Annotated in this window: 21 protein-coding genes and 1 tRNA gene; 11 read left to right on the forward strand and 11 right to left on the reverse strand. The window is 69.1% G+C overall.

Annotated elements, in window-relative coordinates; translation table 11 throughout:
- The first annotated feature begins 117 nt into the window (after nucleotides 1-117).
- Nucleotides 118-777 (forward strand): HemK2/MTQ2 family protein methyltransferase, encoded by a 660-nt coding sequence (locus IU476_RS04215; protein WP_195096634.1) that lies wholly within the window; start codon nucleotides 118-120, stop codon nucleotides 775-777.
- 13 nt (nucleotides 778-790) lie between these two features.
- On the opposite strand, the gene IU476_RS04220 is transcribed toward IU476_RS04215, so the two are convergent.
- Nucleotides 791-1,474 carry an ATP-binding protein gene (locus IU476_RS04220; protein ID WP_195096636.1) on the reverse strand — a complete coding sequence of 228 codons (684 nt, stop codon included), beginning with the start codon at nucleotides 1,472-1,474 and terminating at the stop codon, nucleotides 791-793.
- 259 nt (nucleotides 1,475-1,733) lie between these two features.
- Between IU476_RS04220 and IU476_RS04225 the strand changes: the two genes are divergently transcribed.
- The gene (locus IU476_RS04225) at nucleotides 1,734-2,411 is read left to right on the forward strand and encodes a PAS and ANTAR domain-containing protein (protein WP_195096638.1); all 678 of its coding nucleotides are present in this window, start codon (nucleotides 1,734-1,736) and stop codon (nucleotides 2,409-2,411) included.
- 44 nt (nucleotides 2,412-2,455) lie between these two features.
- Here IU476_RS04225 and IU476_RS04230 read toward each other — a convergent pair whose 3' ends face one another.
- From IU476_RS04230 to IU476_RS04250, 5 genes are read right to left on the reverse strand one after another with little or no spacing between them, the layout of a single operon-like run.
- Nucleotides 2,456-3,784, reverse strand: coding sequence for an MFS transporter (locus IU476_RS04230; protein ID WP_195096640.1), 1,329 nt, complete (start codon nucleotides 3,782-3,784; stop codon nucleotides 2,456-2,458).
- Between the two features lie 9 nt (nucleotides 3,785-3,793).
- The gene (locus tag IU476_RS04235) at nucleotides 3,794-5,215 is read right to left on the reverse strand and encodes an FAD-dependent oxidoreductase (RefSeq protein WP_195096642.1); all 1,422 of its coding nucleotides are present in this window, start codon (nucleotides 5,213-5,215) and stop codon (nucleotides 3,794-3,796) included.
- Nucleotides 5,215-5,997, reverse strand: coding sequence for an SDR family NAD(P)-dependent oxidoreductase (locus tag IU476_RS04240; protein WP_195096644.1), 783 nt, complete (start codon nucleotides 5,995-5,997; stop codon nucleotides 5,215-5,217). Before IU476_RS04240 ends, IU476_RS04235 begins: the two co-directional genes overlap by 1 nt.
- The gene (locus IU476_RS04245) at nucleotides 5,990-6,823 is read right to left on the reverse strand and encodes an SDR family NAD(P)-dependent oxidoreductase (protein WP_195096646.1); all 834 of its coding nucleotides are present in this window, start codon (nucleotides 6,821-6,823) and stop codon (nucleotides 5,990-5,992) included. Before IU476_RS04245 ends, IU476_RS04240 begins: the two co-directional genes overlap by 8 nt.
- A gap of 37 nt (nucleotides 6,824-6,860) precedes the next feature.
- Nucleotides 6,861-7,304: a nuclear transport factor 2 family protein gene (locus IU476_RS04250; RefSeq protein ID WP_195096648.1), complete on the reverse strand. Its 444-nt coding sequence runs from the start codon at nucleotides 7,302-7,304 to the stop codon at nucleotides 6,861-6,863.
- Nucleotides 7,305-7,434: 130 nt separating this feature from the next.
- Between IU476_RS04250 and IU476_RS04255 the strand changes: the two genes are divergently transcribed.
- On the forward strand, nucleotides 7,435-8,157 hold the full coding sequence (locus IU476_RS04255) for an IclR family transcriptional regulator (protein WP_228822994.1): 723 nt from the start codon (nucleotides 7,435-7,437) through the stop codon (nucleotides 8,155-8,157).
- A 116-nt stretch (nucleotides 8,158-8,273) separates the two neighbouring features.
- On the opposite strand, the gene IU476_RS04260 is transcribed toward IU476_RS04255, so the two are convergent.
- Nucleotides 8,274-8,984 (reverse strand): IclR family transcriptional regulator, encoded by a 711-nt coding sequence (locus tag IU476_RS04260; protein WP_324193857.1) that lies wholly within the window; start codon nucleotides 8,982-8,984, stop codon nucleotides 8,274-8,276.
- A gap of 5 nt (nucleotides 8,985-8,989) precedes the next feature.
- Nucleotides 8,990-9,817: a hypothetical protein gene (locus IU476_RS04265; RefSeq protein ID WP_195096652.1), complete on the reverse strand. Its 828-nt coding sequence runs from the start codon at nucleotides 9,815-9,817 to the stop codon at nucleotides 8,990-8,992.
- Nucleotides 9,818-9,891: 74 nt separating this feature from the next.
- Here IU476_RS04265 and IU476_RS04270 point away from each other — a divergent pair, with 74 nt between their 5' ends.
- From IU476_RS04270 to IU476_RS04285, 4 genes are read left to right on the forward strand one after another with little or no spacing between them, the layout of a single operon-like run.
- Complete coding sequence (locus IU476_RS04270) at nucleotides 9,892-11,079, forward strand: homogentisate 1,2-dioxygenase (protein WP_195096655.1); 1,188 nt, start codon at nucleotides 9,892-9,894, stop codon at nucleotides 11,077-11,079.
- Nucleotides 11,080-11,087: 8 nt separating this feature from the next.
- Nucleotides 11,088-11,861 carry a CoA transferase subunit A gene (locus IU476_RS04275; RefSeq protein WP_195096657.1) on the forward strand — a complete coding sequence of 258 codons (774 nt, stop codon included), beginning with the start codon at nucleotides 11,088-11,090 and terminating at the stop codon, nucleotides 11,859-11,861.
- Nucleotides 11,861-12,520 (forward strand): CoA transferase subunit B, encoded by a 660-nt coding sequence (locus tag IU476_RS04280; protein WP_195096659.1) that lies wholly within the window; start codon nucleotides 11,861-11,863, stop codon nucleotides 12,518-12,520. The genes IU476_RS04275 and IU476_RS04280 overlap by 1 nt, the downstream gene beginning before the upstream one ends.
- Nucleotides 12,517-13,722: a fumarylacetoacetate hydrolase family protein gene (locus tag IU476_RS04285; RefSeq protein WP_195096666.1), complete on the forward strand. Its 1,206-nt coding sequence runs from the start codon at nucleotides 12,517-12,519 to the stop codon at nucleotides 13,720-13,722. Before IU476_RS04280 ends, IU476_RS04285 begins: the two co-directional genes overlap by 4 nt.
- A 5-nt stretch (nucleotides 13,723-13,727) precedes the next feature.
- On the opposite strand, the gene IU476_RS04290 is transcribed toward IU476_RS04285, so the two are convergent.
- Nucleotides 13,728-14,174, reverse strand: coding sequence for a hypothetical protein (locus IU476_RS04290; RefSeq protein ID WP_195096667.1), 447 nt, complete (start codon nucleotides 14,172-14,174; stop codon nucleotides 13,728-13,730).
- 1,488 nt (nucleotides 14,175-15,662) lie between these two features.
- On the opposite strand from IU476_RS04290, the gene IU476_RS04295 reads away from it, so the two are divergent.
- Genes IU476_RS04295 through IU476_RS04310 form a run of 4 tightly spaced genes read left to right on the forward strand, consistent with a single transcriptional unit; the run spans nucleotide 15,663 to nucleotide 23,838 of the window.
- On the forward strand, nucleotides 15,663-17,207 hold the full coding sequence (locus IU476_RS04295) for a DUF2397 domain-containing protein (RefSeq protein WP_324193858.1): 1,545 nt from the start codon (nucleotides 15,663-15,665) through the stop codon (nucleotides 17,205-17,207).
- Nucleotides 17,204-18,391, forward strand: a complete 1,188-nt coding sequence (locus IU476_RS04300; protein WP_195096669.1) for a DUF2398 family protein — start codon at nucleotides 17,204-17,206, stop codon at nucleotides 18,389-18,391. The genes IU476_RS04295 and IU476_RS04300 overlap by 4 nt, the downstream gene beginning before the upstream one ends.
- Nucleotides 18,372-22,607: a TIGR02680 family protein gene (locus IU476_RS04305; protein WP_195096670.1), complete on the forward strand. Its 4,236-nt coding sequence runs from the start codon at nucleotides 18,372-18,374 to the stop codon at nucleotides 22,605-22,607. The genes IU476_RS04300 and IU476_RS04305 overlap by 20 nt, the downstream gene beginning before the upstream one ends.
- Nucleotides 22,594-23,838, forward strand: coding sequence for a DUF2399 domain-containing protein (locus tag IU476_RS04310; protein WP_228822995.1), 1,245 nt, complete (start codon nucleotides 22,594-22,596; stop codon nucleotides 23,836-23,838). The genes IU476_RS04305 and IU476_RS04310 overlap by 14 nt, the downstream gene beginning before the upstream one ends.
- A gap of 137 nt (nucleotides 23,839-23,975) precedes the next feature.
- On the opposite strand, the gene IU476_RS04315 is transcribed toward IU476_RS04310, so the two are convergent.
- Together IU476_RS04315 and mihF are read right to left on the reverse strand one after the other, a co-directional pair.
- A tRNA-Leu gene (locus IU476_RS04315) sits at nucleotides 23,976-24,061 on the reverse strand.
- A 101-nt stretch (nucleotides 24,062-24,162) separates the two neighbouring features.
- The gene (mihF, locus tag IU476_RS04320; protein WP_195096671.1) at nucleotides 24,163-24,477 is read right to left on the reverse strand and encodes an integration host factor, actinobacterial type; all 315 of its coding nucleotides are present in this window, start codon (nucleotides 24,475-24,477) and stop codon (nucleotides 24,163-24,165) included.
- Nucleotides 24,478-24,604: the final 127 nt, after the last annotated feature.

Below are 24,604 nucleotides of genomic sequence, written 5' to 3' on the forward strand. Positions count from 1 at the left end.
CGAACAGCGCGTACCGCGCCCTTTCGGCACGGCACGGCCCGGATACTTCGGCGCTTACCCGGGCCCGAGGCGCGTAATCCCGGGATTGATCGCGGCCATCCGGGCTATTCGGCGACCATGATCTCTTTTCGCGTGCCGGGTGTGTACCGGCCCCAAGCGGACACGATGCTGCTCCTGCGGGCCTTGGCCGCGGCCGCGATTCCGCGCGGCGGCCGGGTGCTGGATGTGTGTACCGGCACCGGCGCGGTGGCCGTCGAGGCGCTGCGCAACGGAGCCGAACATGTGACGGCCGTGGATGTTTCGCGTTCGGCGCTGGCCTCGGCGTGGGTCAACAGCCGGGTGCGGCGCGCCCGGATCGAACTGCGATGCGGCGAGTTCGCGCGCGTGTTGCGCCGCGGTGACCGCTTCGACGCGGTGCTGGCGAACCCGCCCTACGTGCCGGGCCCCGACCTCGGTCCCGCACGCGGGGCCGCCCGCGCCTGGGAGGCCGGGCCGGACGGCCGCGCGGTGCTGGACCCGCTGTGCCGGATGCTGCCCGACCTGCTGCACCGGCGCGGCACGGCGCTGATCGTGCACTCGGCGCTGTGCGGCGCCGACGAGACGGTGGACCTGCTGCGCGACGGCGGCCTGAAGGCGGCGATCGTGGCGCGCGAGACCATCGAGTTCGGTCCGGTCCTGCACGCCCGCGCCGAATGGCTGGAATCGACCGGACTGATCGAACCCGGTCAGCGGCACGAGGAACTGGTGGTCGTGCGCGCCGACCGGACGATCGTCTGACAACAGCGCGCCGTCAGCGGGTCAATCGCACCGCGGCCATCGGCAGCGTCACCCACACCACCTTCCCCGCCGGCCAGCGCGGGGCACAACCCCACGCCCGCGCGAGCCGTGCCACGACGTGCAGACCCCCCGCCCCCTGCGCGTCGGCGCCCGGCTCGCGCAGGACCGCCTCGCGCGGGTCGGAGTCCGACACCGCCACGGTGAGCCGTCCCTTGCGCAGCTCCAGCCGCAGCTCGATGTCGTCGGCGCTGTCGGCGTGCACCAGCGAATTCTCCACCAGCTCGGTCGCCACCAGCCCGGCATCGGCGCGCAGCCGTGGCACACCCCAGCGCTCGCACGTCACGTTGACGAACCGGCGCGCCCGCCGCCCGCCCGAGAGATTGCGCGCCAGCCGCAGCATGGCGCGGCGACGGGTCGGCTGCGCGGCTAGGCTCGCCACCGCGGCCGCCTGCGTGTCGAAGACCGGCACGAACCGGTCGACCACACTCGACCGCAACCGCCCGCGCTGCGCCGGCGACTCCGCCACCACCAGCAGCGGCACCGTCGGCCAGGTATCGATGCACATCCAGGCGCTGCTGAACGCGGTCAGCAGCGAGTCGGTGGCCACCGTCAGATCGTCCACCTCCACCACGACCGCGCGCGGCTGGTCGACGGCGTACTTCACCAGATCGTCCCGGAGGTTCCGGTACGTCAGCATATTCAGTTCTCCGCAGGGCCGGACGATCGAACAGTTCTCGAAATCTGTTCGAGTCCAGCCGATTCCAGCGTCGGTCATATGTTCTCCACGTCAGTGCGACACCGCGGGCGCCGCGTCCGTTCACCTCGTCCCGTGCGCGCAGGCCGGTCCGTCGATCACCACACACGGTTCGCCGGTCGGAACCGGCCTGCTCATTGAGCGCTACCCGCCCCCGGCCCGCGCAAACGGCCGTACGTACGCCCGCGGGTAGGATCGCGGCGTGGCCGATCTCGGTGAACCACCCAGGGCCGGTGACGTGTCCGGCAGTGTCACCGCGGCGCGGCGTCAGGCTACCGGAAGCTTCCGGTTCTGGTTCGCCGATCAGCGCTGGGAATGGTCCGACGAGCTCGCGCGCATGCACGGCTACGAGCCCGGCGCGGTGCGGCCCACCACCCACCTGCTGCTCGAGCACAACCATCCCGACGACCGCGCCCGGGTCGCCGACGCCATCGCCTACTCGCTGCAATCGGGGCAGCCGCTGTCGAGCCGGCACCGGTTTCTCGACACCGCCGGCCACGTGCACGAGGTCGTGGTGGTGGCCGAGCGGCTGCTCGACGACTCCGGCGGCGTGGTCGGCACATCCGGCTACTACATCGACCTCACCGACGCGCTCGCCGAACAACGCCGCCAGGTCCTCGACGACACCATGCCCGACGTGGTCGAGGCCCGCGCGGTGATCGAGCAGGCCAAGGGCGTGCTGATGCGGGTCTACGACCTCAACGCCGACCAGGCGTTCCGGGTGCTGCGCTGGCGCTCGCAGGAGACCAACACCAAGTTGCGCGTGCTCGCCCAGCAGCTCATCGCCGACCTCGCCCGCCTGGCCCCGACCTCGGCGGCCGAACGCAGCGAATTCGACGACCTGCTGCTCACCGCGCGCCGCCGGGTACGCGAGAACTGAAACTCAGTGCGCGACAACGCCGCTGAGTTCGTCGGGCGCGGCCGTCAATCCACCCGCAACTCGACGCCCTTGGTCTCGGTCACGAAGAACACCGTGCCGAGCGTGAGCAGCGCCGTGAAGACAAAATAGCCTGCGGGGGCGAGGGAATTGCCGGTGAGGTCGATGAGATAGGTAGCGATGAACGGGGCCGTTCCGCCCAGCAGCATGTTGGTGATGTTGTTGCCCAGGGCCAGGCCGCTGTAGCGGACCGAGGCCTTCAGCATCTCCACGTAGGTCACATAGGATGCGCCGTTCACGATCGAGACGCAGACGAACAACACCGATTGGCCCACCACCGCCTGCCAGGCGCCCGTGCCGGACATCAGCACGAACATCGGCACGCCGAGAATGGCAGCGGCGATACTTCCGGTGAACAGCACGGGTTTACGGCCGTACCGGTCGGCGAGGTAACCGGCGATAGGCAGTGTGATCACGCCGAGCACCAGCGCGAGAGAGGTGGACAGGAATGCCAGGGTGGACGAATGCCCGCCCGCGGTCTGCAGATACGTCGCGGCGTACACCGAGGCGATGTAGTACCCGCCGGTGATGAGCGCGCCGAGGAACACGATCTTCAAGACCGCCCCGCCGGACGTGCTCAGCAATTCGACGACCGGAAGTTTCTTCGTCTCACCCTTTTCCGCGAGTTCCTCGAATTGCGGGGTGTCCTCCATACGATTGCGGATCCAGATGCCGACCACGCCGATGACGATGCTCAGCAGGAACGGAATGCGCCACGCCCAGGACAGGATCGTGTCGTGGGAGAACAGCGAGGTCAACGCGAGCGCGACCAAGGAGGCGACCAGCGAGCCGAGATAGGTGCCTGAATTGACCATCGACGTCTGGGTGGCCCGCCAGCGCGCCGGCGCCGATTCCGACACGAACGCGTTGGCGCCGCCGAGTTCCCCGCCCGCGGCGAAACCCTGTAGGCAGCGGGCCAGCACCAGCGCCGCGGTGGCCCACACGCCCAGCGTCACATAGGTGGGCATCAGACCCATTATCACGGTGGCGATGACCATCAGCAGGATGGTCCACGACAGCGCGCTCTTGCGGCCGTACTTGTCGCCGATGTGCCCGAAGAAGATCCCGCCCGGCACCCGCAGGAAGAACGCGACCGCGAACGCGGCGAACGTGCCCAGCAGCGCGGCCGTGTCGTTCTCCGAGACGAAGAACAGGGTGGCGACGACGGTCGCCATGTATCCGTAGATGCCGAAGTCGTAGTACTCGACCACGGTGCCGACGATGGCCGCCCGCACGACCCGCACCGACGACCGGGCGCCGGTGTGCTCCGGTGCGGTGCGGTGCTCGGCCTGCGGCATCAGCTCGTTTCCCAACATGTCGGTTCCTCAGGTGTTCCTGTGGGAGTTCGCGGCGCTGCGGCCGGCGAGGCGTCCCATCGTCAAAGCATTGGCGACGGCGTTGCCGCCGCCCACGTAGCGCTGCCCGAGCACGCCGCCACCGGCCTCCCCGGCGGCGAAGAGCCCGGGGACGGGCTGTCCGGTGGTATCGAGAACCGCTGCGCGCGAGTCGATTTCGAGACCGGTATGGGTACAGACGAGTTCGGCGGGCAGGATCCGGGCCGCGTAGAACGGCGCCGCGGCGATCGGGTCCAGCCGGGTGTCGACGCCCTTCGCCGCGAGCGAGACGTGGCGGCGGAACTCGTCGTCCGCGCCCGCGGGCAGCTGAGCGTTCCAGCGTTCGATACTCGCACGCAGGGCGGGCGCGGGGACGCCGATGGCTGCGGCGAGTCCGGTCAGGTCGCTCGCGCATGCCGTGCGACCGGCGGCGACCTCCGCCACGACGCGCTCGGGAATCCAATCGGTGTAGCCGGGCGGCAGATTCACCCTCGCCTTCTCGTCGAAGATCATCCAGCCGTAGCCGCCGTGCCGGTCGATGATGCCGGTGGACACGGCGTAGGAGGCGTCCTCGTCCATGAACCGCCGCCCGGTCTTGTCGACGTAGATCCGGGCGGCGGGCGGGAATCCGGACTGCCAGTGATGGAAGCGCTGGAAGTACACGGTCGGCATGAGCAGCCCCCAGCCGTGCCCGGTGACGGCCGCGTCGACCTGCGCGCCGAGGCGCAGATGATCACCGCGGCTGCCGGGCGCGGCCACCACGAACAGCGACTCCCCCGCGGCCCGCGCCGCCGGAAAGTGCTTGTCCACCAAGCCCGGATCCTGCGCGAAGCCACCGGACGCGACGACCACGGCACCGGCCTGCACCTCGACTCCGTCCGCGACCACACCGGCGACCCGGCCGTCGCGCACCAGCAGCCGTTCGACCCGCGTTCCCAGCACCACCTCGATCCCGCGTTCACGCGCGGCCCGACTCAGCACCTGCACCAGCCCGTACCCCTGGTCCTTCGGCACGTGCCCGCGCCACACGTCCTCCACGCCCGCCCGGGTCAGCCCCGGCTGGTGCGCGTTCCCCGACACCGCCGCGGGAATCTCCACGCCGAGCCCGAGCAGCCATTCCAGCGTCGGCCCGGCGTGCGCGCAGAACGTGTGGACCAGGCCCGGCCGCAGCGTCCACTGGTTGAGGTCCATGTAGTGCTGGAAGAACCTCTCCGCCGAATCCTCGATGCCGAGCGCCCGCTGCACGCTGGTGCCGGCCGCGGTGAACAGTCCCGCCGACAGCTGGGTCGAGCCGCCGAGTTCCCGCTCGGATTCGAACAGCAGCACCGACGCCCCGTCCTCGGCCGCCGACACCGCGGCCGCCAGACCGGCCCCGCCGCCGCCGATCACGACGACGTCGAACTCGTCGTCCATCACAGGCTCCCTTCGGTTTCCGCGACGATGCGGTGGTACAGGCCGTTGGCGACCAGTCCGCCGTCGACGGTCACCTCGCTGCCGGTCATGTAGCTCGAGCGGTCGGACAGCAGGTGCAGCACCGCGTCCGTGATCTCCTCGACCGCGCCCATGCGCCCCATCGGCACCGACCGCAGCGACGACTCCACGAACCCGCTCGACCCGCTGACCAGCGCGGTGCCCACCAATCCGGGATGCACCGAATTGACCCGGATACCCCACCGCACCAGCCCGCCGGCCGCCGACTTGGACAACCCGGTCAGTCCCCACTTGCTCGCGGAGTAGGCCGGGGAGAAGTAGCCGATCTGCCCGGCGATCGAGGAGATGTTCACGATCGAACCGCCGCCGGAGTCCCGCATCAGCGGCGCCACGGCCCGCATCCCGTAGAAGGCCCCGAACAGGTTGACGCGCAACGTCTTCTCCCAGACGTCGTCCGGGGTGTCCATGAACTCCAGCCGCCGCGAGATGCCCGCGTTGTTGACCAGCCCGCCCAGCGCGCCGCGCGCGTCGCGGATCTCGTCGACCACCCGCGTCCAAGCGGACCGGTCGGCGACGTCGAGGCGGTGCGCGCTGGCGGACCCGCCCGCCGCCGTGATCTCGGCGGCGAGAGCGGTGGTGTCGGCGACGTCCGCCAGGCAGACGTGGCTGCCCAGCGCCCCGAGCGCCCGCGCGTGCGCCGCGCCCATTCCCGCGGCCGCGCCCGTGATCAGGACGACCGCCGGATACCTCGGCCGATCAGACATGCCGGGACCCGCCGTCCACCGCGATGCTGTGCCCGGTGACGTAGCGGGCGCTGTCGGACAGCAGGAACAGCAGCGGCCCGAGCACCTCCTCCGGTGCGCCGAGCCGGTGCAGTGGCACCGCGTCGAGGGCGCGCGCGAGCGCGGCCGGATCGTCCTGGACCCAGCGGGTCATCTCGGTGTCGATGTAGCCGGGAGCCAGCGCGTTGACCCGAATCCCCTTGTCGCCGAACTCGACCGCGAGCGATTCGGTGAGATGCGCGACGGCGGCCTTCGAGGTGCAGTACGCCCCGCGGCCCTTGCGCACCCGCACCGCCGACACCGACGACATGTTCACGATCGCGCCGCCCGGCCGCAGGTGCCGCGCCGCGGCCTGCGCCCCGTACAACACCCCCTCGACATTCACGCGCAGGGTGGCGCCGATCTGCTCGGGCGAGATGTCGGCCGCCTCCGCGAAGGGGAAGACGCCCGCGTTGTTGATCCAGAAGTCGATCCGCCCGAACTCCCGCAGCGCCCGCTGGGCGAGTTCCTCGTGGTCGGCGGCCACCGTGACATCCGCGCCGACGCCGACGATCCGGCCCGGCTTCCCCGCGAGCGCGCCCTCGGCGAGTTCACCGTTGAGCCGGTCCGCCGTGGCGACCACCTGCTCCTCGTTGATGTCGGCGGCGAGCACCGACACCCCGCGGCTGGCCAGGCCTGCCGCGAAGATCGCCCCCATGCCCTGCGCGGCGCCGGTGACGACGGCGGCCTTGCCCGCCATCTCGGGGTAGTGCGCGCTCATCGGCGTCGGGTCGGTGCGCCCGGGATTGTGCTGCGCCGTGGTGCTCATCGGTGTTCCTCTCTCGTATGCGAAAAGTGGCCGGGGCCTACGGCCAGGGCGTGTCGTCGCGGGACACGCGGCGGTGGGCGACCAGCCACCGGCCGCCGGTGCGTTCGAGGCGGTCCTCGAGCGTCGTCATCCGCACCAGCCGCGAGGCCTCGCCGGGCGCCGTGGCGACGATCTGCAAGTAGGCGCCGACCGTCAGCGTCTCCGAATCTTCTTGCAGCACAGCGATGTTGGTGACGACATGCCTGCGCACCTCGTTCGCCGCGCGCGCCCCCTCACGAAACGCGGCGGCGAACTCGGTCAGCGCGGCCGTCCCGGCGACCGGCTCGGGATAGCTCGGCGAATGGAATTCACCGTCGGCGGTGAAGGTCGCGGCCCAGTCGGCGGCCCGGCCGCCGTCGATGTACCGGCTCTGCCACCCGTACAGCTGATGTACTTCGGCGATCGTCGACGGCGCCGGCACTGCGGGCTGCTCCCTAGTCATCGATTTCTCCTCGAATTCGGCACGGCCGGAAGCGGGTTGATCGTCACCGCTTGCCGTGCGATAATCGCACGCAGTGTGCGATATGTATGCAGAGTAGGTGTCCCCGCTCACAGAAGTCAAGAAAGTCGATATGAACCACAGCGCCGATACGGCGAACGAGCGCAAACCCGCGGCGGAACTCGACTCCGGAATGTCGAAGACGCTGCATCACGGACTGGAAATTCTCGAGGTGCTGTCCGGGCATGTGCACGGGTTGACGATCACCGAGATCGCCGATGCCGTCGGCGTGCACCGCACGGTCGCGCACCGGCTCGTGCGCACGCTGGAGGCCCACCGCCTCTGCCGCCGCGACGACGGCAAACGCGTCACGCTGGGCGCGGGCCTGGTCACGCTGGCCGAGCCGGTGGACCAAGATCTGCGCACCGTGGCGCGCCCGGTCATGGAGGAACTCGCCGAGCGCACCCGCGCCACCGTCCACCTGGTGATCCGCGAGGGCGCGGACGAGGTGCGGGCACTGATGGTCGTGGAACCGCGTAATGCCCAGGTGCACGTGGCCTTCCGGCCGGGCCAGGTGCACCCCATCGACCGCGGCTCGGCGGGCCTGGCCATGCTGATCGACCTCCCGCCCACCCCAGGCGAGCGCCCGGAGCTGGCGGCCGCGCGCACCCGCGGCTACGCCGTCACCCGCGGCGAGGTGGTGGCGACGGTGTTCGGTGTCTCCGCGCCGGTCCCGAACCGCCGCGGCGGGCCCCGAACCACGATCGGCGTCTCGGTCTTCGAGATCGACGACGAGGCGGCCCTCGGCGCGGCCGTCGTCGACGCGGCACGTCGGCTGGGCGCGCTACTGCACTGAAGGCACGTCAGCAGGGCGCGCTACTGCACTGCGGTCACGTCGGCAAGGCGCGCTACCGCACTGCGGGCGCGTCGGCGGGGCGCGCTACTGCACTGCGGGCACGTCGGCAGGGCGCGCTACCGGACTGCGGGCGCGGCGTCGGGCAGCGAATCCGCGGCGTGCGCGCCGATGTCGCGGACGGCGTCGAGCAGCGGATCCCGCGCGGCGTCGACGACGGACTCCCGGTTGGTGACGATATTGACCGCGGCGAGCCGCCCCCAGCCCGGAAGCGGCGCGGCGATGGCGTGCGCGCCCTGGTTGAGCTCGCCGTGCGTGGTGACGAAGCCGTCGGCGCGCGCCGCGCCGACCCGGTCGGGTTCACCCGCGCGCGGCGGCCCCGAGGCCAGCGCGGCCACCCCGCCCGCGCCGCGATCGAGGGGGTCGCGATTGCCGAGCCGGTAGGAGAACCGCGGCCCGTCACTCGGCGGCTCGGCCACCAACGTGGTCACCGCGTACCCGTCGATCACCTCCACCAGCGACGCGGTGGCGTCGACGGCCCGCGCGAGACGCTCGAGCACGGGCGCGGCCACCTCCCGCAACCCGGGACGCGAGAGCCCGAGCAGTTCGCCCACCGCGGGACCGACCCGGTACGCCCCGCCCTCGTCGCGCTGCGCGAAACCGGTGCGCTGCAACGACACCAGCAACCGCGTGGTGATGGATCGGTGCAGCCCGCAGGCCGCCGCGACCTGCGCGGTGGTCAGCCCCTCGGGATGCCGGCCCAGCTCGACCAGCACCGCGAGGCCGCGTTCCAGGGTCTGGGCACCGTCGTTCGGTTCAGCGCGTGTCACGGCTGTCATTGTTCACTCCCGGCCACACCGTCCCCCAGCAACCCGAGCGTCGCGAGATCGTCGTACGGCTCCGTGACGCTGCACGAACCGTAGGACGCGAACAGCGCCCGCTGCGCCGGGACGGCGAGCGCTCTCCCGTCCCGCTCGCCCAGGATCGCGACGAGCGAATCCACCTCGGCCCCTGCGGCGGCGGCCGCCGCGGCACACAGGATGTTGAGAAACCCGTGGTGCTCGAACTCGGTGGCCGCGTCGGTGTGCCGCACCGCATGGTGCAGTCCCGCAGTGCATTTGAACGGCGTCGACGCGCGCGCGGCATCGCGAATCCAGCCCGCCACCTCGGTCTCGCTGGGAAACGCGGCGGCCTCGGTGCCGCCGGTGCGGAACTTGAGCCGCATCCCGGCGTCCGCGACGGCGGCGAGCAATTCGGCCCACTCCGGATGGCCCGGCCGCGGCACCTCGACATAGGTGGTCACATCCCCGCGATCCACCCCCGCGATCTCCGCGACCTGCGGCGCCAGCGCCCGGGAGCCATCGAGTTTGACCTCCAGCGCCAGCACGCGACACCGCCCCGCCGACTCCAGCGTCGCGCCCACGGCCTCCGGCCCCGGGACCACGACGCTCACCCCCAGACCCTCCGGAAACAGTTCGGCCGTAGCCGCCTCGGCGGCCGCCGCGAGATCACCGGCGCCGACCACGAACGGCCCCACGAGCTCCCGCAGCGACGACCGCCGATGCACGGCGTGCGCGACGACCGCCGCGGGCAGCGGCAGCGACCCCGGCGGGTAGATGGCGGCGTCGTCGACGAGTGCGGCAAAGACGGGTGGGATTGACATGGCTCACACTGTAGCGCAGCATGGTCGATAATAGATCACTCAATAACCGTTTATCGAACATCGAGGGATTCGACATGGCGTACTACCGACGCGTGGGCGGTGTGCCGGACACCCGGCACACCGCGTTCCGCGACGAGGCGGGCCGGTTCCGCTACGAGGAACTGATGGGCGAGGAGGGCTTCTCCTCGGACTCCTCGCTGCTGTACCACCGCACGATCCCCTCGGCCATCGTCGGCAGTACGGTCTGGGACCTCCCGGATCAGTCGACCGTGCCGAACCACCCGCTCAAGCCGCGTCACCTGCGGCTGCACGACCTGTTCGGCGACGAGGTCGGCGGCATCGACGCCGTCACCGGCCGCCGCCTGGTGCTCGCCAACGGCGACGTGCGCATCGCCTACGTCGTCGCGGCCGCGCCGTCGCCGTACTACCGCGACGCGATCGGCGACGAGTGCGTGTACGTCGAGTCGGGCGGCGGCGTCGTCGAAACCGTGTTCGGCGTATTGCCGTATCGCACAGGTGATTTCGTGGTCATCCCGCGAGCCACCACCCATCGCTGGGTGCCTGCGGAAGTGAGCCGGTTGTACGCGATCGAGGGCAACGGCCACATCGCGCCGCCCAAGCGCTACCTGTCCCGCTTCGGCCAGTTCCTCGAGCACGCGCCCTACTGCGAGCGCGATCTGCACGGCCCCGACGGTCCCCTGCTCGCCGCGGGCACGGATGTCGAGGTGCTGGTGAAGCACCGCGCCGGCGGGGCGATCGTGGGCACCCGGTTCGTCTACGCCGAGCACCCGTTCGACGTGGTGGGCTGGGACGGCTGCCTGTATCCGTACACGTTCGACGTCGCGGACTTCATGCCGATCACCGGCAAGGTCCACCAGCCCCCGCCCGTGCATCAGGTCTTCGAGGGCGACAACTTCGTCATCTGCAATTTCGTGCCGCGCAAGGTCGACTACCACCCGCAGTCGGTCCCGGTGCCGTACTACCACTCCAACGTCGACTCCGACGAGGTGATGTTCTACGCCGACGGCGACTACGCCGCGCGCAAGGGCTCCGGGATCGGCGTCGGCTCGGTGTCGCTGCATCCGGGCGGCCACGCGCACGGCCCGCAGCCCGGCGCGACGGAGGCCTCGATCGGGGTGCAGAGCTTCGACGAGCTGGCGATCATGGTCGACACCTTCCGTCCGCTGGAACTCGGCGAGGGCGGCGCCGCCGCGGACGACGGCGTCTACGCCTGGGCCTGGGCCGGCCGGACGGTCGGGTGAGGACGGGCATGGACAAGGTGTGTGACTCCGCCGCGGCGGCGGTCGGCCGGATTGCCGACGGATCCACCGTCGCCGTCGGCGGTTTCGGGCTGAGCGGGATTCCCGCGGTGCTGATCAACGCGTTGCTGGCGGCGGGGACCGGCGACCTCGAGGTCGTGTCGAACAACGCCGGCGTCGACGACTGGGGTCTGGGCGTGCTGCTCGGCGCGCGGCGGCTGCGCCGGATCGTGGCGTCGTACGTCGGCGAGAACAAGGAGTTCGCGCGGCAGTACCTGGCGGGCGAACTCGAGGTCGAGCTGACGCCGCAGGGCACCCTCGCCGAGCGATTGCGCGCGGGCGGTTCGGGCATCGCCGCGTTCTACACCCGCACCGGTGTCGGCACCCAGGTCGCCGACGGCGGCCTGCCCTGGAAATACGCCGCCGATGGATCCGTGCTCGTCGAGTCGCCGCCGAAACCGGTCGCGGTGTTCGACGAGGCCGAACATGTGCTGGAACGGGCGATCGTCGCGGACTTCGGATTGGTGCGCGCCTGGAAGGGCGACCGGCACGGCAATCTCGTCTTCCGCAGATCGGCCCGCAATTTCAACCCGCTCGTGGCGATGTGCGCGCGGGTGACCATCGCCGAAGTGGAGGAGTTGGTGCCCGCCGGGGCGCTGGACCCCGACGAGATCCACACCCCCGGCGTCTACGTCCACCACGTCGTCCCGCTCACCCCGGAACAGGTGGCGGACAAGCGAATCGAGAAGCGCACCGTGACCCTCAGTACCAAGGAGGCCGGCTGATGCCCTGGACCCGTGAGCAGATGGCCGCCCGCGTGGCCGCCGAGCTGCGCGACGGCGACTACGTCAATCTCGGCATCGGCCTGCCGACGCTGGTCCCGAACTTCGTGCCCGACGACGTCGAACTGGTGCTGCACTCGGAGAACGGCATCCTCGGCGTCGGCCCCTACCCGGACCCGGACGGGATCGACGCGGATCTCGTCAACGCGGGCAAGGAGACCGTCACGGTCCGGCGCGGCGCGTCGTTCTTCGACAGCGCGACCAGTTTCGGCATGATCCGCGCCGGCAAGATCGACACCGCGATCCTGGGCGCCATGCAGGTGTCGGCCGCCGGTGACATCGCGAACTGGATGATCCCCGGCGCCATGGTGAAAGGCATGGGCGGCGCGATGGATCTCGTGCACGGTGCGCGCCGCGTCGTGGTCCTGATGGAACACGTGGCCAAGGACGGCACGCCCAAGCTGGTCCGCGAGTGCACGCTGCCGTACACCGGCCGCGCGGTGGTCCACCGGATCATCACCGACCTCGGGGTCCTCGATGTCACCCCCGAGGGACTGCTCCTGCTCGAACTCGCTCCGGACGTCTCGGTCGACGACGTCCGCGCACGCACCGAACCACCGATTCGCATCGCCGAATCCCTACTCGCGGAGGCGATCCGATGACCGCGGCCGACCAGCTCGCCACCACCGGCTTCGGCAGCACCCACCTGCCCTACGGCTCGTATTCGACCGCGACGTCCGGCCCGCGGCTCGGCGTCCGACTCGGCGACCACGTGCTCAACGCCGCCGCACTGCTCCGGCACACCGACGCCTCGCCCGCCGATCTCGCGGCCGTCGACACCGGGAACCTGGACGTCCTGCTGACTCGCGACCGCGCGACGTGGGACCGGGTGCGCACCTGGATCGCGCACGCCGTGGAGGACCCGGACGCGACCGAAAGCATTGTGGCAGAGGCTGTTCCACTGACCGACTGCACGCTGCACCTGCCGTTCACCGTCGCCGATTACGTCGATTTCTACGGCAACGAGTTCCACGCCTCCAACGTCGGCCGGATCTTCCGCCCCGGGCAGCCGCCGCTGACGCCGAACTGGAAACACCTGCCCATCGGCTATCACGGCCGGGCGGGCACCATCGTACCCAGCGGCACCGACATCCCGCGGCCCAAGGGCCTGCGCCCCGAACCCGACGGGACACCCACTTTCGGGCCCAGTCGTCGGCTCGACATCGAGGTCGAGGTCGGCTTCGTCCTCGGATCGCCCGTGCCACAAGGACAAATCGCGCTCGGCGCCGCCGCCGACCACATCTTCGGCCTGGTCCTGACCAACGACTGGTCCGCCCGCGACATCCAGGCCTTCGAGTACGTACCCCTGGGCCCGTTCCTCGGAAAATCCTTCGCCACCTCGATCGCCGCCTGGGTCACCCCACTGCCCTGCCTCGACCACGCCCGGGTGGCGCCCCCACCACGCGAGGTACCCCTCGCCGCCTACCTCGACGATTCCACCTCTCCCCCTTGGGCTTTCGACTTCACCATCGACGTCGTACTCAACGGCGAAACGGTATCCACCGCCCCCTACGCGACAACGTACTGGACCGCCGCGCAAATGCTGTCCCACCTGACCGTCAACGGCGCGACCCTGCGCGCAGGCGACTTCTTCGCCAGCGGCACCATCTCCGGCCCCGCCCGCCACCAACGCGGCTCGTTCCTCGAAATATCCTGGGGCGGCACCGACCCCCTCCCCCTCACCGACGGCACGGAAATCACCTTCCTCCGCGACGGCGACGAGGTGACATTGCGAGCCACCGCCCCGGGCCCATCCGGCACCACCCTCACCTTCGGCGAGTGCACCGGCCGCATACTCCCCTGAGCCCGCTACCCGAACTCGCGGCAGTTCGGGTAACGGCAGCTGATGGTGTAGTAGGCGTTAACCTTCGGGCCTTGCGGGCCGTACCCGAACCTCGTCTCCAGGTTGTAGTGGGTGAACGTGTAAGTGTCGAAGCTGTTGTCGCCCACGTACGGCAGATTCCAATGCAGGTAGGCGTACGGCTGCACCGGGAGTCCGCGCTGCTCGATGCGGTAGCTGGCGTAGCCCTCGGTGCCGACCATGATGCCGGTGCCGTGCGAGGCCCACCGCACGGTCCCGCCCGGCGGCAGCTCCCGCGGCGGCAAGGTGGACCACAACCCGTGATCGAGATTGTTGCCGATGAGCACCATCCGGAACGGCGTGTTGTTCGTGAGATCGCCGGTGTACTCGATGTAGGAACCGTCCGCCGCGGCCACCGCGGGCACCGCCGTCACCCAGCCCCCGAGGGCCAGCACAACGCAAACAATCCGAGAGAACAGTCGCACGGTACCTCCGTCATCGGTCCGGCCGAACTCGAAAGCAGCTGTGAAACAAGGTATTTGAGAAGACACCGCCGACACGGGAAGCGGGCGAGACCAGAGTACCGCGAAAACGGGACCACGCGACCGGATCCGCGATCCCGAGCGCGCGCCTTCCCTGCGGGCGTGTCGGTTACGACTTGCCGAGCAGTGCGCCCAGGACGTTTCGGACGGTATCGGCGGGCGCTGCGGGCAGGGCGGATGATAGCCACGCTCGAGGAGCCGGACGGACTGCCCGGCCCCGCCGGGCCCTGGACTCGGTCATCGACGACGGGATCGGCGCAGCCCTCGAAACTCTCTGGGGCCAGCCGGCGGTCAACACCTGGAACGCGCGCCGCGGTCGCGAAATGGCTGTCCTGGTGCCGTGAGCAAGACTTGACCGCACCCGGGTGCCAGCATCGGCCGCGCGCTCGACCCCCGCGGGATTCGCAGACACCCGTGCGCTCGCGGACCGCGATCGACCGGCTCATCGCCCGCCGCGACGTCGGCCTGCAGGATCAGACACTGTCGCGGATGCTGTACGAAACCTGCGCGCGCACAGAGGAATTGCTCCAGCTCAACATCGAAGACCTCGACCTGCCGGGCCGGTGCGCCCGGGTGAATCCCAAAGGCGTCAAACCCCGCGCTCGCCGCCGCACCGCCGCCCACCACGAACACGTCCTGGAAACCGTGTACCGGGACGCCGGTACCGCCCGACTACTGCCCCGCCTGATTCGCGGCCGCCCCCGCAGGCCGGTACTCATCACCCACCGCCGACCGGACCCGACACTTCCCGCACCCACTGACCAGCAGCTACGCCATATCCGCCCGAAATTTTGCCGATGCTACGGCGACCCCCACCCGCCCACAGACCCAACTCGAATCGTTGTCAGACAAGCGAACGCTATTGCAGAGCAACTGCTTTCACTACCTTCGCCGTCTGGAGGGACTTGGCCATTACGCACACGCCCTCCACCAGAAGAACTGCTAACTTTCTGCCGCACCCCATCACGCAGGTCGGGATTCGTGCCCCTCCGAGCCAGCGCTGCTGCACGCGACAAGCGACAACCGCGACGACGGTCCTCGCAATGAGGTGGTGGTTGCGGTGCCGGCCGAGCCGGTTGAATCACGCGGCCGCGCAAGCACTCTTGCGGACAGTATTGAAAGCTGCAGAACGGGAGCGCGGGCTGATCCGACAGCCTACGCCGTCGACGAAGCCGCCGAGCGAGATTCCGCGCGGTAGCGACAAACCCTGACCGTGGGCGTAGTGGTCGCGTCGGCGTGGGCGAGTTGAACCCCTACGCCGGTGAAGCGTGGATGTGGCAATCGAGCCCAAATCGCGCTCGATGCAAGTTTATTCGGTGCGTAGCTTCGTGTGCGGACCTTGGTTCGAGCGGTTGCTGAATCCGCAGGGGCATGGAGTCGTGGACACCTATCCTTGTCCTTGTGGTCTCCGATGATGAGGAGTTGCCGGAGTTCGGCTTGCATGATCCCTGGGCGGCACATCTGCCTGGGGCCGACATGGTGCCTGCCTATTTGGTGTCGCGGTTCGCGGCGCAGTATCGGGCGGTCGTCGATGTGATGCTGGAGGCACAGGATACGAGTTTGACCGGTGTGCCGTTCGATGAGCTGCTGGTCCGGTTGCGCCGTCATGTCGCCGATTGTGCGGGCCCGGCCGTCGCCGAGTCCTTGTTATCGGCGGACGAGTTCAATCTCGATGGCCGGTTGGATCGACTGGTGCGGTGGGGAGTTCTGACGAGGTGGCAGGAGCCGGCCCGGACCGGTGAGGATTTCCTGCGGCGGCGCGATCGGTTCCAGCTCACTCCGGCCGCGGCGCGCCTGCATCTGTTCTGGACGCAGGAGCTGCGGGCGGACGAGGACAATGCCGCCGATCTGACTTTGGCGCCTCGTGCGATTCACGATCGGCTACGGATGTTTTCCGCGGCGATCGATGAGCGCGCGTATCCCGCTGCAGCGGCGGAGTTTCAGCAAATCATCGTCTTGCAGAACGGTATGGCGGTAGCGGCGCGGACCTGGCAGCGCAGCCTCGCGCACGCGTTGTCCGGCGGGCCCGATCCGGAGAAGCAGGATCTGTTGTGGCGCACGCTGCAAGCGTATGTGGGCATGTGGGGAGAGCAGGTCGATGTTCACACACCACGGATCGCAGCGTTGATCGGTGACCTCGCTCCTGCACTGAGTAACCAGGTGTGGCGGGCTTGTGCGCGTGCGGCGCTGGCCGATGACGTCTCCGAGGAGATCGTCATGGCCCAAGGGCAGCGGTGGACGCATACGTGGTCGACGCTGGAGCGGTGGTTCACCGGTCCGGACGCCCAAGCTCGCCGGCTGCGTCGGCAGCTGCGGGATCTGGTGGCGCCGTGGGCTCGCAATATGCACATCTTGATGGACACTGGTGGAGCGGTGACCCGCCGGGCGGAGTTGCTGCGTTTGGCTCGCGCTATCGAACGGGCACCCGACGAGGATTCGGCGTGGCGCATGTGGGATACGGCGGTCGGCATATTCTCGGCGCGTCATCTGCTCCTTGCTGCGGATCTTCCCGCCGATCACGGCACGTCGTGGCGGGAGGCTCCGGCAGCACCGGTCACAGCACGGTTCCGGGAACAAGGCACACGCGCGGCGGTCGGCCGACGGCCGCAGGGCCTGAATACGTCGGTGGGCCGTGCGGCGGCGCGCAAGGCCCGAGCCGCGTCGGTCGCGGCGCGGAAGGAAGCGGCGGCGGCGTTGCGATCCAGATCCGGAACATCGCTGGCGGCATGGGACGCGCTGAGCGAGCCGGAGCTGGACTTCCTGCTCGAGTTGTTCGGCGTGGCTCGCAGGAAGGATGCATCCGGTGCGCGCTCGGCTGTCACCGAGGACGGTCGCTGGCAGGTGACATTGACACCGCCGCCGGACGGATCGGTCGCGGCGCTGGCCGATCCGCGCGGGCGGCTGATCACGGTCAACTGGCACTTCGAACTCGAGCCGGCACCGTGAGTCGCGACCTTGCGGAGCGGCAGCGGGCCTTCACGGGTCTGCTCGCACATCCTGTGCTGGACCGCCGTCGGCATCCCGAACTGTTCGCGTTGGTGCGAGCACGCCACCACCGGGGCGTGCTGATCGAGTGGTTCGCTTCCAGGCTGGGGTATCGACTGGTGGTGACGGAATCCGCCGCCCGGCTGTTCCGCCTGCCGCTGGGTGATGTGGTGGTCGCTCCGCCCGGGTACGACCGGCCGCATCGGCGGGTGCTGGTGCTGGCGATTCTTGCCGCGGCAGCCGCCGAGGACGCCGATGACATCACTACCATCCAAGATCTGTCCGATCGGGCCCGTGCGCTGGCGGCGCACCCCGACGCCGGATTGGCGCCCTATGAACCGGACCAGTTCGGTGACAGGCGATTGTTCGCACAGGCGGTGGAACTTCTGGTGGCCGCCGGCGCGCTGCGGCCGATCGATCGAGACGCCGGTGACCTGCGTGACGGGTGGGCGCATCGCCGCAACGCGGTCGGCGGCGCGTACGCGGTCGATCGAGAACTGTTGTTGCGCATGGTCGATCCGGCGGCGCTTACCGCCGCGCTGTCCGAACGGCACATCGGGGCGGACGTGAGTAGCACCGCGGAGTCGGCGGCCAGGTTCGGGGTGATGCGCCGGTTGGTCGAGCTTCCGGCGTGCCTGTATGCCGACCTGACCGAGGCCGAACAGAACTACGCGGTCGGGCAGCGTACCCGCATCGTCGCATGGTGTGCGGAGATGACGGGATGGACGGTCGAGCAGCGCGCGGAAGGCCTGGCTCTGATCGCCGCCGAAGAGGCCGATACGGATCTGCCGTTTCCCCGTTTGCGCGCAGTGGATTTCGCGACCCTGATGATGTTGGAGGAGCTGCAGCGCCACGGCGACGAGCAGGGATACGTCGCGGAGGCCGAGTTCGATCGCGCGGCGGCCGAGGTCCGCGCTCGATATCCGAAGGCGATGACCAAGGAATTGCACAGCGATCGCGCGGTTCGCGAACGAGGCGAGGAGTTGCTGCGAGCGCTCGATCTGGTACGTCCGTCCGAGCGCCACGGCTGGTGGCGATTGTCCCCGGTTGCTGCGAGATTCCGGAATCCACGAGTAGTTTCGGTAACCGAGAGGTTGGATGCGGGGACGACCGAGGATGGGGACGATGGCCGCGACGACCACTGAGACAGGGCATGTGGGACGGGCATGGCTGGAGGCGGCTACCACTGGCGGCCTGCCGGAGCCGGTCCGATCCAGATGGCAACCGCTGCGAGTCGGAATCACGAATCTCTGGGAGTACGACGACGCCGAATTCTGGTTCGCCGACGGACGATTGGTACTGCGCGGCGGCAACGGCGCCGGCAAGACCAAGGTGCTCGAACTGACCACATTGATGCTGCTGCGCGGGGAGATCGGCGCATCGGTTCTGGATCCGTTCGGTTCGCAACATCGGACAATGCGGTTCAATCTGCTGCCCACCGGCGACGGGGACGATCCACGCGAGAAGACCGACTCCGGATTGGGGTACGCCTGGGTCGAATTCGGCCGGCGCACGGAAATCGGCGAGTCTCGCTACTTCGTATGCGGCATGGGCGCCAGTGCCCGGGCAGGAACCGGGACCGCATCGGTCCATCCGTGGCATTTTGTCAGCGGGCAGCGGCCGGGCAAGGACTTTTCCCTGCTGTCGGGCGGGCGGGCGCTCGAGCTGAAGGACCTCAAGAAGATCGACGGCGTCACGGTGCCAACGTCGGCTGCCGCGTACCGCGCTCGCCTGGCCGAGGAATTGTTCGAGCTGACCGGCGAGTCCTACGACAATCTGACCGAGTTGCTCAAACAGCTGCGCAAACCCAAGCTCGGGGAACGACTCAACCCTGCCAGCCTGGCCGAGGCGCTGCGCGACGCATTGCCGCCCCTGGCCGCGAACGAGGTGAAGCAGCTCGCCGACGGCTGGGAACACCTGGAACAGCTTCGTCGCGCGGTGGAACAGACCGAGGCCGCCGCAACGACCGTCGCCGACTTCGTGCGCAACGGCTGGCGGCCGTGGGCGCGCGTGGTAATGCGCCGACGTTCGGACGACTTCGTCTCGGCGACAACGGTTCTCGACAACACCACCCGTGCCAAGAACGAGGCGGAGAAGTCCCTGACGTCCGCTCGGGCCGATGCGCGCCGCGCCGAGGCCGACAAGTCCGAGTCCGAGCGGCACAAGGGTGACTGCGACACCCAGCTGACCGAGCTGCTGGAATCGAAGGCGTACGAGGATGCCGTCGCCGCCGCCGGCCGAGTGGACAGTCTGCGCCGCGAAGTGGGAATTCTCACCGAGCACGCCACCTCGGCCGATTCCGTCGTCGACAGGGAGACGGATAACGTCGCGGGCGCACGCTTCGCCGCCGAGGAGGCGGCCGCCGAATCTCTCGGTGCCGCAGACGAGTTCGCGGCGGCGTGTACCACGTTGACGGCTTCCGCGGAGCCATCCGGACTGACCGGCGCCGTTGCTCGGCACCTTCCCGAACGTGACATCCATGCGCTCGCCGCCGCTCATTCGACCCGGCAGGAACGCTTCACACACCTGAGTTCGCTGCATCGCACGCACGAGCGGGCTGTGCGCGCCGCGGAGCAGTCCGAACAGGAACTCCGGCGTGCCGAACAAGATCTGAGCACGGCCGAGAACGAGGTCGTGGAGGCCGATGGAGCGGTCCAGACCAGGGCGCATACCCTCCGCGAAAGGATTCAGGCGTGGGGGACATCGGCCACGGTCGCGGTATGCCCGGACGAACGTATCGCGAATTGGTGTGATCAGGTCGCGGAATTGACACTGATCGACGCGGACACCGGGAGGATCCACCCGACCGCCTCTGTCGTCGAGAGTATGAGGGCACATGTCGCCGCGGCCGTGGACGAATCGGCGCGTCGCCGTACGGCGGCGATGGTGCGGAGGGAGCCTCTCGCGCAGCGGTTTTCGGAGGTCTCTGCCGACCTCGAGCGGGTGCGGGCATGGACCGACGCCGATCCGCTGCCACCGCGTGGCTGGAGGCGCCGCGAGCGGCCCCCGCTCGACGCGGCCGCCGGTGCGCCATTGTGGCGACTGGTCAACCCCGCCGATGGCATCGAATCTGCGCAGCTCGATCGATTGGAGGCGGCGCTGGCCGCATCCGGGCTACTCGACGCCTGGATCAGTCCGTCGGGATCCGTCGAGTGGGAGGAGGGCGTACTGATCGCCGACATCCAGGTATCCGTCGGCCAGCACACGGACCGCGGTTTGCTGGCCGTCCTGGAGCCGGACTCCGCCGGAGGGGTCCCAGCGGATGCTGTGCGGCGCATCCTGTCCGGCATCGCATGGTTGCCCGCTGGCTCCCGTCCTGCCGATCACCGTGGCGATTGGCTCGCCGAGGACGGCAGCTGGCGCTTGGGCGGGCTCACCGGGCGGGCCGAGCCCGCACACCCCGCCTCGTACATCGGTGCGGCCGCCCGTGCGGCGCATAAGGCCCGCGAAATCGACCGTCTGGCAACGAAACTAGCCGATCTCGAACGTGCCCTGGCGGAGGTGGACACCGAGCTGTCAGAGGTCGATCAGGCGTTGCTCGCGCTCGATGCCGAAGGACAGGCCATCCCGGCCGCCGCGGAACGTGACCTCGGCAACGACGTCGTCCGGCTGGGCGAACGACTACGCCGCCGTACCGATTGCCGCGTCGGTAGAGACGAACAACGCCGAGTCCATGACGGAGACCTGACCCACCGTGACCAAGCGTGGGCGGACTTCGCAGAATACGCGGGCACGCACCGCTTCGCACTGCGCGACCTGGACGATCAGGCCACCGCGCTGCGCAAGTTTCGCAGGGGTCTGGACAAAGTGGAGTCCGCACTGCGGCTGCTCATCGTGCGAGAAACGGCGCAGGCGGTCGCCGAACGTGAACTAGCGCGGCGGGAGGAAGCCCTGCGGTCGGCGACTGACGAAGCGACCTCGCGGCGCGGCAAGGTGCACGAGGCCACCGTGCGGCTGCGAACCGCGGAGGAGTCACTCGGTACGGACAAACAGGTTCTCCTGCAACGCAAGTCGCAGTTGGTCGAGGAGGGAGATCGGCTCGCGACTCGGATCCGGAAGCTGTCCGACGAGCTCACCGACGCGAAAGTCGCGGTCCAGCATGCCGAGGACACTCTCGACCGGCACGAGGAGAGCCGCGCCGCCGCCGAGACCAAGCGCGATACCGCACTCGGTGCCCTGTGGGAGACGCTCGACGCGGGATTGCCCGAACCCCTCGGATTCTCGATACCGGAACGCCGGAGTATCCAGCTCGCCCGGGAATTCGCCACGGCAGTACGCCGGGAATTGCAAGTACGGGCACAGCCCCACGACGAAGACCAGGCTTGGCTGCGGTGCAACCGGCGGCTCGAAGAACTCCGGCAGGTACTGCTCCCCAACCGTGACGCACATGTGCGCGACGACGAGGACGAACCGGCGGGGATCCAGCGGGTCGAAGTCCTGGCCGAGCCGTCGACCGGATGGCTGTCACCGCACCAGGCGGCCGACGCGCTCGCTGACCGCGTTCGGGAACAGCGGGCGGGATTCGATGCCGAACAGCAGCAGGTGCTGACCACCTTGCTCGGGTCGACATTCATCGAACACCTGAAAGAGCGGCTCGATTACACCCATCGCACCTTCGCCCGGATCAACGAACAGCTCGCCCGCCATCCCACTCGGCAGGGACATGTGGTGCGAGTGGTGTGGGAAGCCGATCCCGCCGACTCGGATGCCAGCGCCGTCGTCACCGCACTCGGTCGTGGCTACCACGAACTATCCGCCAGCAGCCAGGATATGGTGCGCGCGTTCCTGGCTCGGCGGATCGACGAGGCCCGTGGCGAGGCGGTCGCCGAGGGCGCGGTGGACTGGGAGGAACACCTGACCCTCGCACTCGACTACCGCAGCTGGCTGCGCCTGGCCCTCGAATACCGGCCGGGCTCCGGGAGCAGGTTCACCGCGTTCGATGCCGCCAAGCACGGCGCAAAGTCCGGTGGGGAGAAGGTCGTGCTGCTCTCGCAGCCGTTGTTCGCCGCGGCGGTGGTGGCTTACGACGCCGCTGGCCCCCACGCCCCGCGGTGGGTGTGGCTCGACGAGGCGATGACCGGTGTCGATGCCGGAATCAAGGCGTCGTTCATGGGACTGACCGTCGACTTCGAACTCGACATCATGCTCACCGCGCACGACGAATGGTGCAACTACTCCACCGTTCCCGCCGCCGCGATCTACGACCTGGCCCGACAGGAACATCTGCCCGGCGTGGACGCCATGCCGTACCTGTGGTGCGGCGGTGACCTGACTTTGGTCGATGTGGACAGGCTCGGCGTCACGAGGCCCTCGATCGAACTTACCGGCGAGCTATTCGGATTCGGTGATGGCGACGAGTGACTCCGCATCGCTGCCATCCGGACTGAGCGCGTGGGCGCGGATGCCGGGACCGGTCCTCGTGCTCGACGCGATCCGACAGCGGGCCCGGCGCGGCCATCGCACCGAAATCGGAACGCTGCGAGTCGATCTCGACGACTCCCAGCGCAGCCAGGTTGCCCGCCTGCTGGGCACTCGATGGGACGTGTCCGGCCGGGCGGTCCGGCTGCAAGACCTCGCCGCGGCGCTGGCTGACCACGGGTTCACCGTGCGCCGGTTCATCGAAACACTCGACGGCCGGGAACTCACCGACGAACGCCGCGAACGCGCTATCCGGCGTGACGCCGCCCAGGCCGAGATCGCCGACGTCACAGGCCAATTGGTCCGTGCAGGCATCGACGCGAACCGGGTAACCGCGTGGCTGGCCGAAACACGCCTGCCACGCGGCGGGACCGGCGAACTGGCGGACTTCGCCGACCGGGTGCTCAGGACGTGGCACGCATTGCCCGCACCGGGCACTGACACGCGCTTGGCGCAGTTGGCGGCGACAGTGTTCGACAACGCTCACGCATTGGACTATCGGGAAGACCTCGGCCGCGCGGTCGCTCGCCTGATCGCCCACGTGCACGATCTACCGCGAGCGTCCCGACCGGGCCGCGACTGGCGAGCAGCCTGGGCCGCGGCCGGTGTCCGATGCGACGGAGTGTCTTCCCGGGTGTTGACCCTCAATCTTCCACTGCGCGGCGACATTACGGCGGCCCGGTGGAGCGGTCCCACCGGAGAACCTTTGTGGCTCACGCTCCGATCGCTCACCGGACCGTGGTCGGCTGCCCCCCGTACGCGCGTCTTCGTCTGTGAGAACGTGACCGTGGTGGAAGCCGCCGCCGACCGATACGGCCGGGACTGTCCGCCGATGGTATGCACCGACGGGCAGGCGTCCCTCGCCGCCATCGACCTGGTCTCCGGGCTAGCGCTGGCCGGTTGCCCGATCGCGGTTCGCGCGGATATCGACGAAGCGGGGTTCACCATCGTGGAAAACCTGCGAGTGGCCGCACCGGCAGCCACGCTGTGGCGCTACGACGCTCGCACCTACAGCCGGTATGTAGGGTCCGAGGTTGCCGTGGAACCCCGAGAGGATCCGGATGTCGAGCTGGAGCGTCTACGTGAGCTGTACCTACAACACCGAGTCGTTGTGCACGAGGAGGCGCTACTCGCTCATCTGATCGGCGATCTCGAGCCGAGTCCCGCACTGTGAGATTTCGCTGAGTGACCACGCGAGGTCGTCCGAGTGGCAGCTCGAACTGGAACAAGCGGTCGACAGAGCACTCGAGCGCCAGAAATAGAAACGGACGGTGTGGCCGAAGCTCACTACCGTCCGTGCTGTACTACCTGTGTCCGGAGGGGGACTTGAACCCCCACGCCCATTAATAGGGCACTAGCACCTCAAGCTAGCGCGTCTGCCATTCCGCCACCCGGACCGGTGGTGCTCAGCAAGGTTATCGGATCCGATCGCAAGGTCCAAATCACGGTTGTTCGTGCAGGTCCGTGGGGATTCGGTTGCTGAGCGCCGCCGCGAGTTCTAGTTCTTCACAGCCTCGAGCAGCGCGGCCCGCTGACGCGAGCCGAGGCCACCGATCCGACGGTCGGCGGGGATCTCCGCTTCGTCCATCAGCTTGGCGGCCTTCACGGGGCCGATGCCCGGCAGGGCCTTGATGACGGCCGCGACCTTGGTCTTCTTGACCAGGTCTTCCTTGTCGGCGCGCTCGAGGACCTTGGACAGCGACAGCTTGCCCTTGCGGACCTCCTCGATCAGCTCCGAGCGGGCCTTGCGGACCGCGGCCGCCTTGGCCAGCGCAGCGTTGCGTTGCTCGGCGGTCATGGTGGGAAGAGCCATGTTCACTACCTTTCGCTCGTTCGCTGGAACCTCAACGGCACCGATTGAACAACACGCAAGGCCCGGTGACGGTTCGACACACCGCGAGGAAAATCGGGGTCGCGCGGGTTTCCCGGCGGCGAACGAC

The sequence above is a fragment of the Nocardia blacklockiae genome, from assembly GCF_015477355.1.
Taxonomy (GTDB): Bacteria; Actinomycetota; Actinomycetes; order Mycobacteriales; family Mycobacteriaceae; genus Nocardia; species Nocardia blacklockiae.

What these genes read in the sequence shown, in the direction of transcription:
- IU476_RS04215 (WP_195096634.1), top strand. Translation starts at nt 118, where the DNA reads ATGATCTCTTTTCGCGTGCCGGGTGTGTACCGGCCCCAAGCGGACACG.
- IU476_RS04220 (WP_195096636.1), bottom strand. Translation starts at nt 1,474, where the DNA reads ATGCTGACGTACCGGAACCTCCGGGACGATCTGGTGAAGTACGCCGTC.
- IU476_RS04230 (WP_195096640.1), bottom strand. Translation starts at nt 3,784, where the DNA reads ATGTTGGGAAACGAGCTGATGCCGCAGGCCGAGCACCGCACCGCACCG.
- IU476_RS04235 (WP_195096642.1), bottom strand. Translation starts at nt 5,215, where the DNA reads ATGGACGACGAGTTCGACGTCGTCGTGATCGGCGGCGGCGGGGCCGGT.
- IU476_RS04240 (WP_195096644.1), bottom strand. Translation starts at nt 5,997, where the DNA reads ATGTCTGATCGGCCGAGGTATCCGGCGGTCGTCCTGATCACGGGCGCG.
- IU476_RS04245 (WP_195096646.1), bottom strand. Translation starts at nt 6,823, where the DNA reads ATGAGCACCACGGCGCAGCACAATCCCGGGCGCACCGACCCGACGCCG.
- IU476_RS04250 (WP_195096648.1), bottom strand. Translation starts at nt 7,304, where the DNA reads ATGACTAGGGAGCAGCCCGCAGTGCCGGCGCCGTCGACGATCGCCGAA.
- IU476_RS04255 (WP_228822994.1), top strand. Translation starts at nt 7,435, where the DNA reads ATGAACCACAGCGCCGATACGGCGAACGAGCGCAAACCCGCGGCGGAA.
- IU476_RS04265 (WP_195096652.1), bottom strand. Translation starts at nt 9,817, where the DNA reads ATGTCAATCCCACCCGTCTTTGCCGCACTCGTCGACGACGCCGCCATC.
- IU476_RS04270 (WP_195096655.1), top strand. Translation starts at nt 9,892, where the DNA reads ATGGCGTACTACCGACGCGTGGGCGGTGTGCCGGACACCCGGCACACC.
- IU476_RS04275 (WP_195096657.1), top strand. Translation starts at nt 11,088, where the DNA reads ATGGACAAGGTGTGTGACTCCGCCGCGGCGGCGGTCGGCCGGATTGCC.
- IU476_RS04280 (WP_195096659.1), top strand. Translation starts at nt 11,861, where the DNA reads ATGCCCTGGACCCGTGAGCAGATGGCCGCCCGCGTGGCCGCCGAGCTG.
- IU476_RS04285 (WP_195096666.1), top strand. Translation starts at nt 12,517, where the DNA reads ATGACCGCGGCCGACCAGCTCGCCACCACCGGCTTCGGCAGCACCCAC.
- IU476_RS04305 (WP_195096670.1), top strand. Translation starts at nt 18,372, where the DNA reads ATGGCCGCGACGACCACTGAGACAGGGCATGTGGGACGGGCATGGCTG.
- IU476_RS04310 (WP_228822995.1), top strand. Translation starts at nt 22,594, where the DNA reads ATGGCGACGAGTGACTCCGCATCGCTGCCATCCGGACTGAGCGCGTGG.
- mihF (WP_195096671.1), bottom strand. Translation starts at nt 24,477, where the DNA reads ATGGCTCTTCCCACCATGACCGCCGAGCAACGCAACGCTGCGCTGGCC.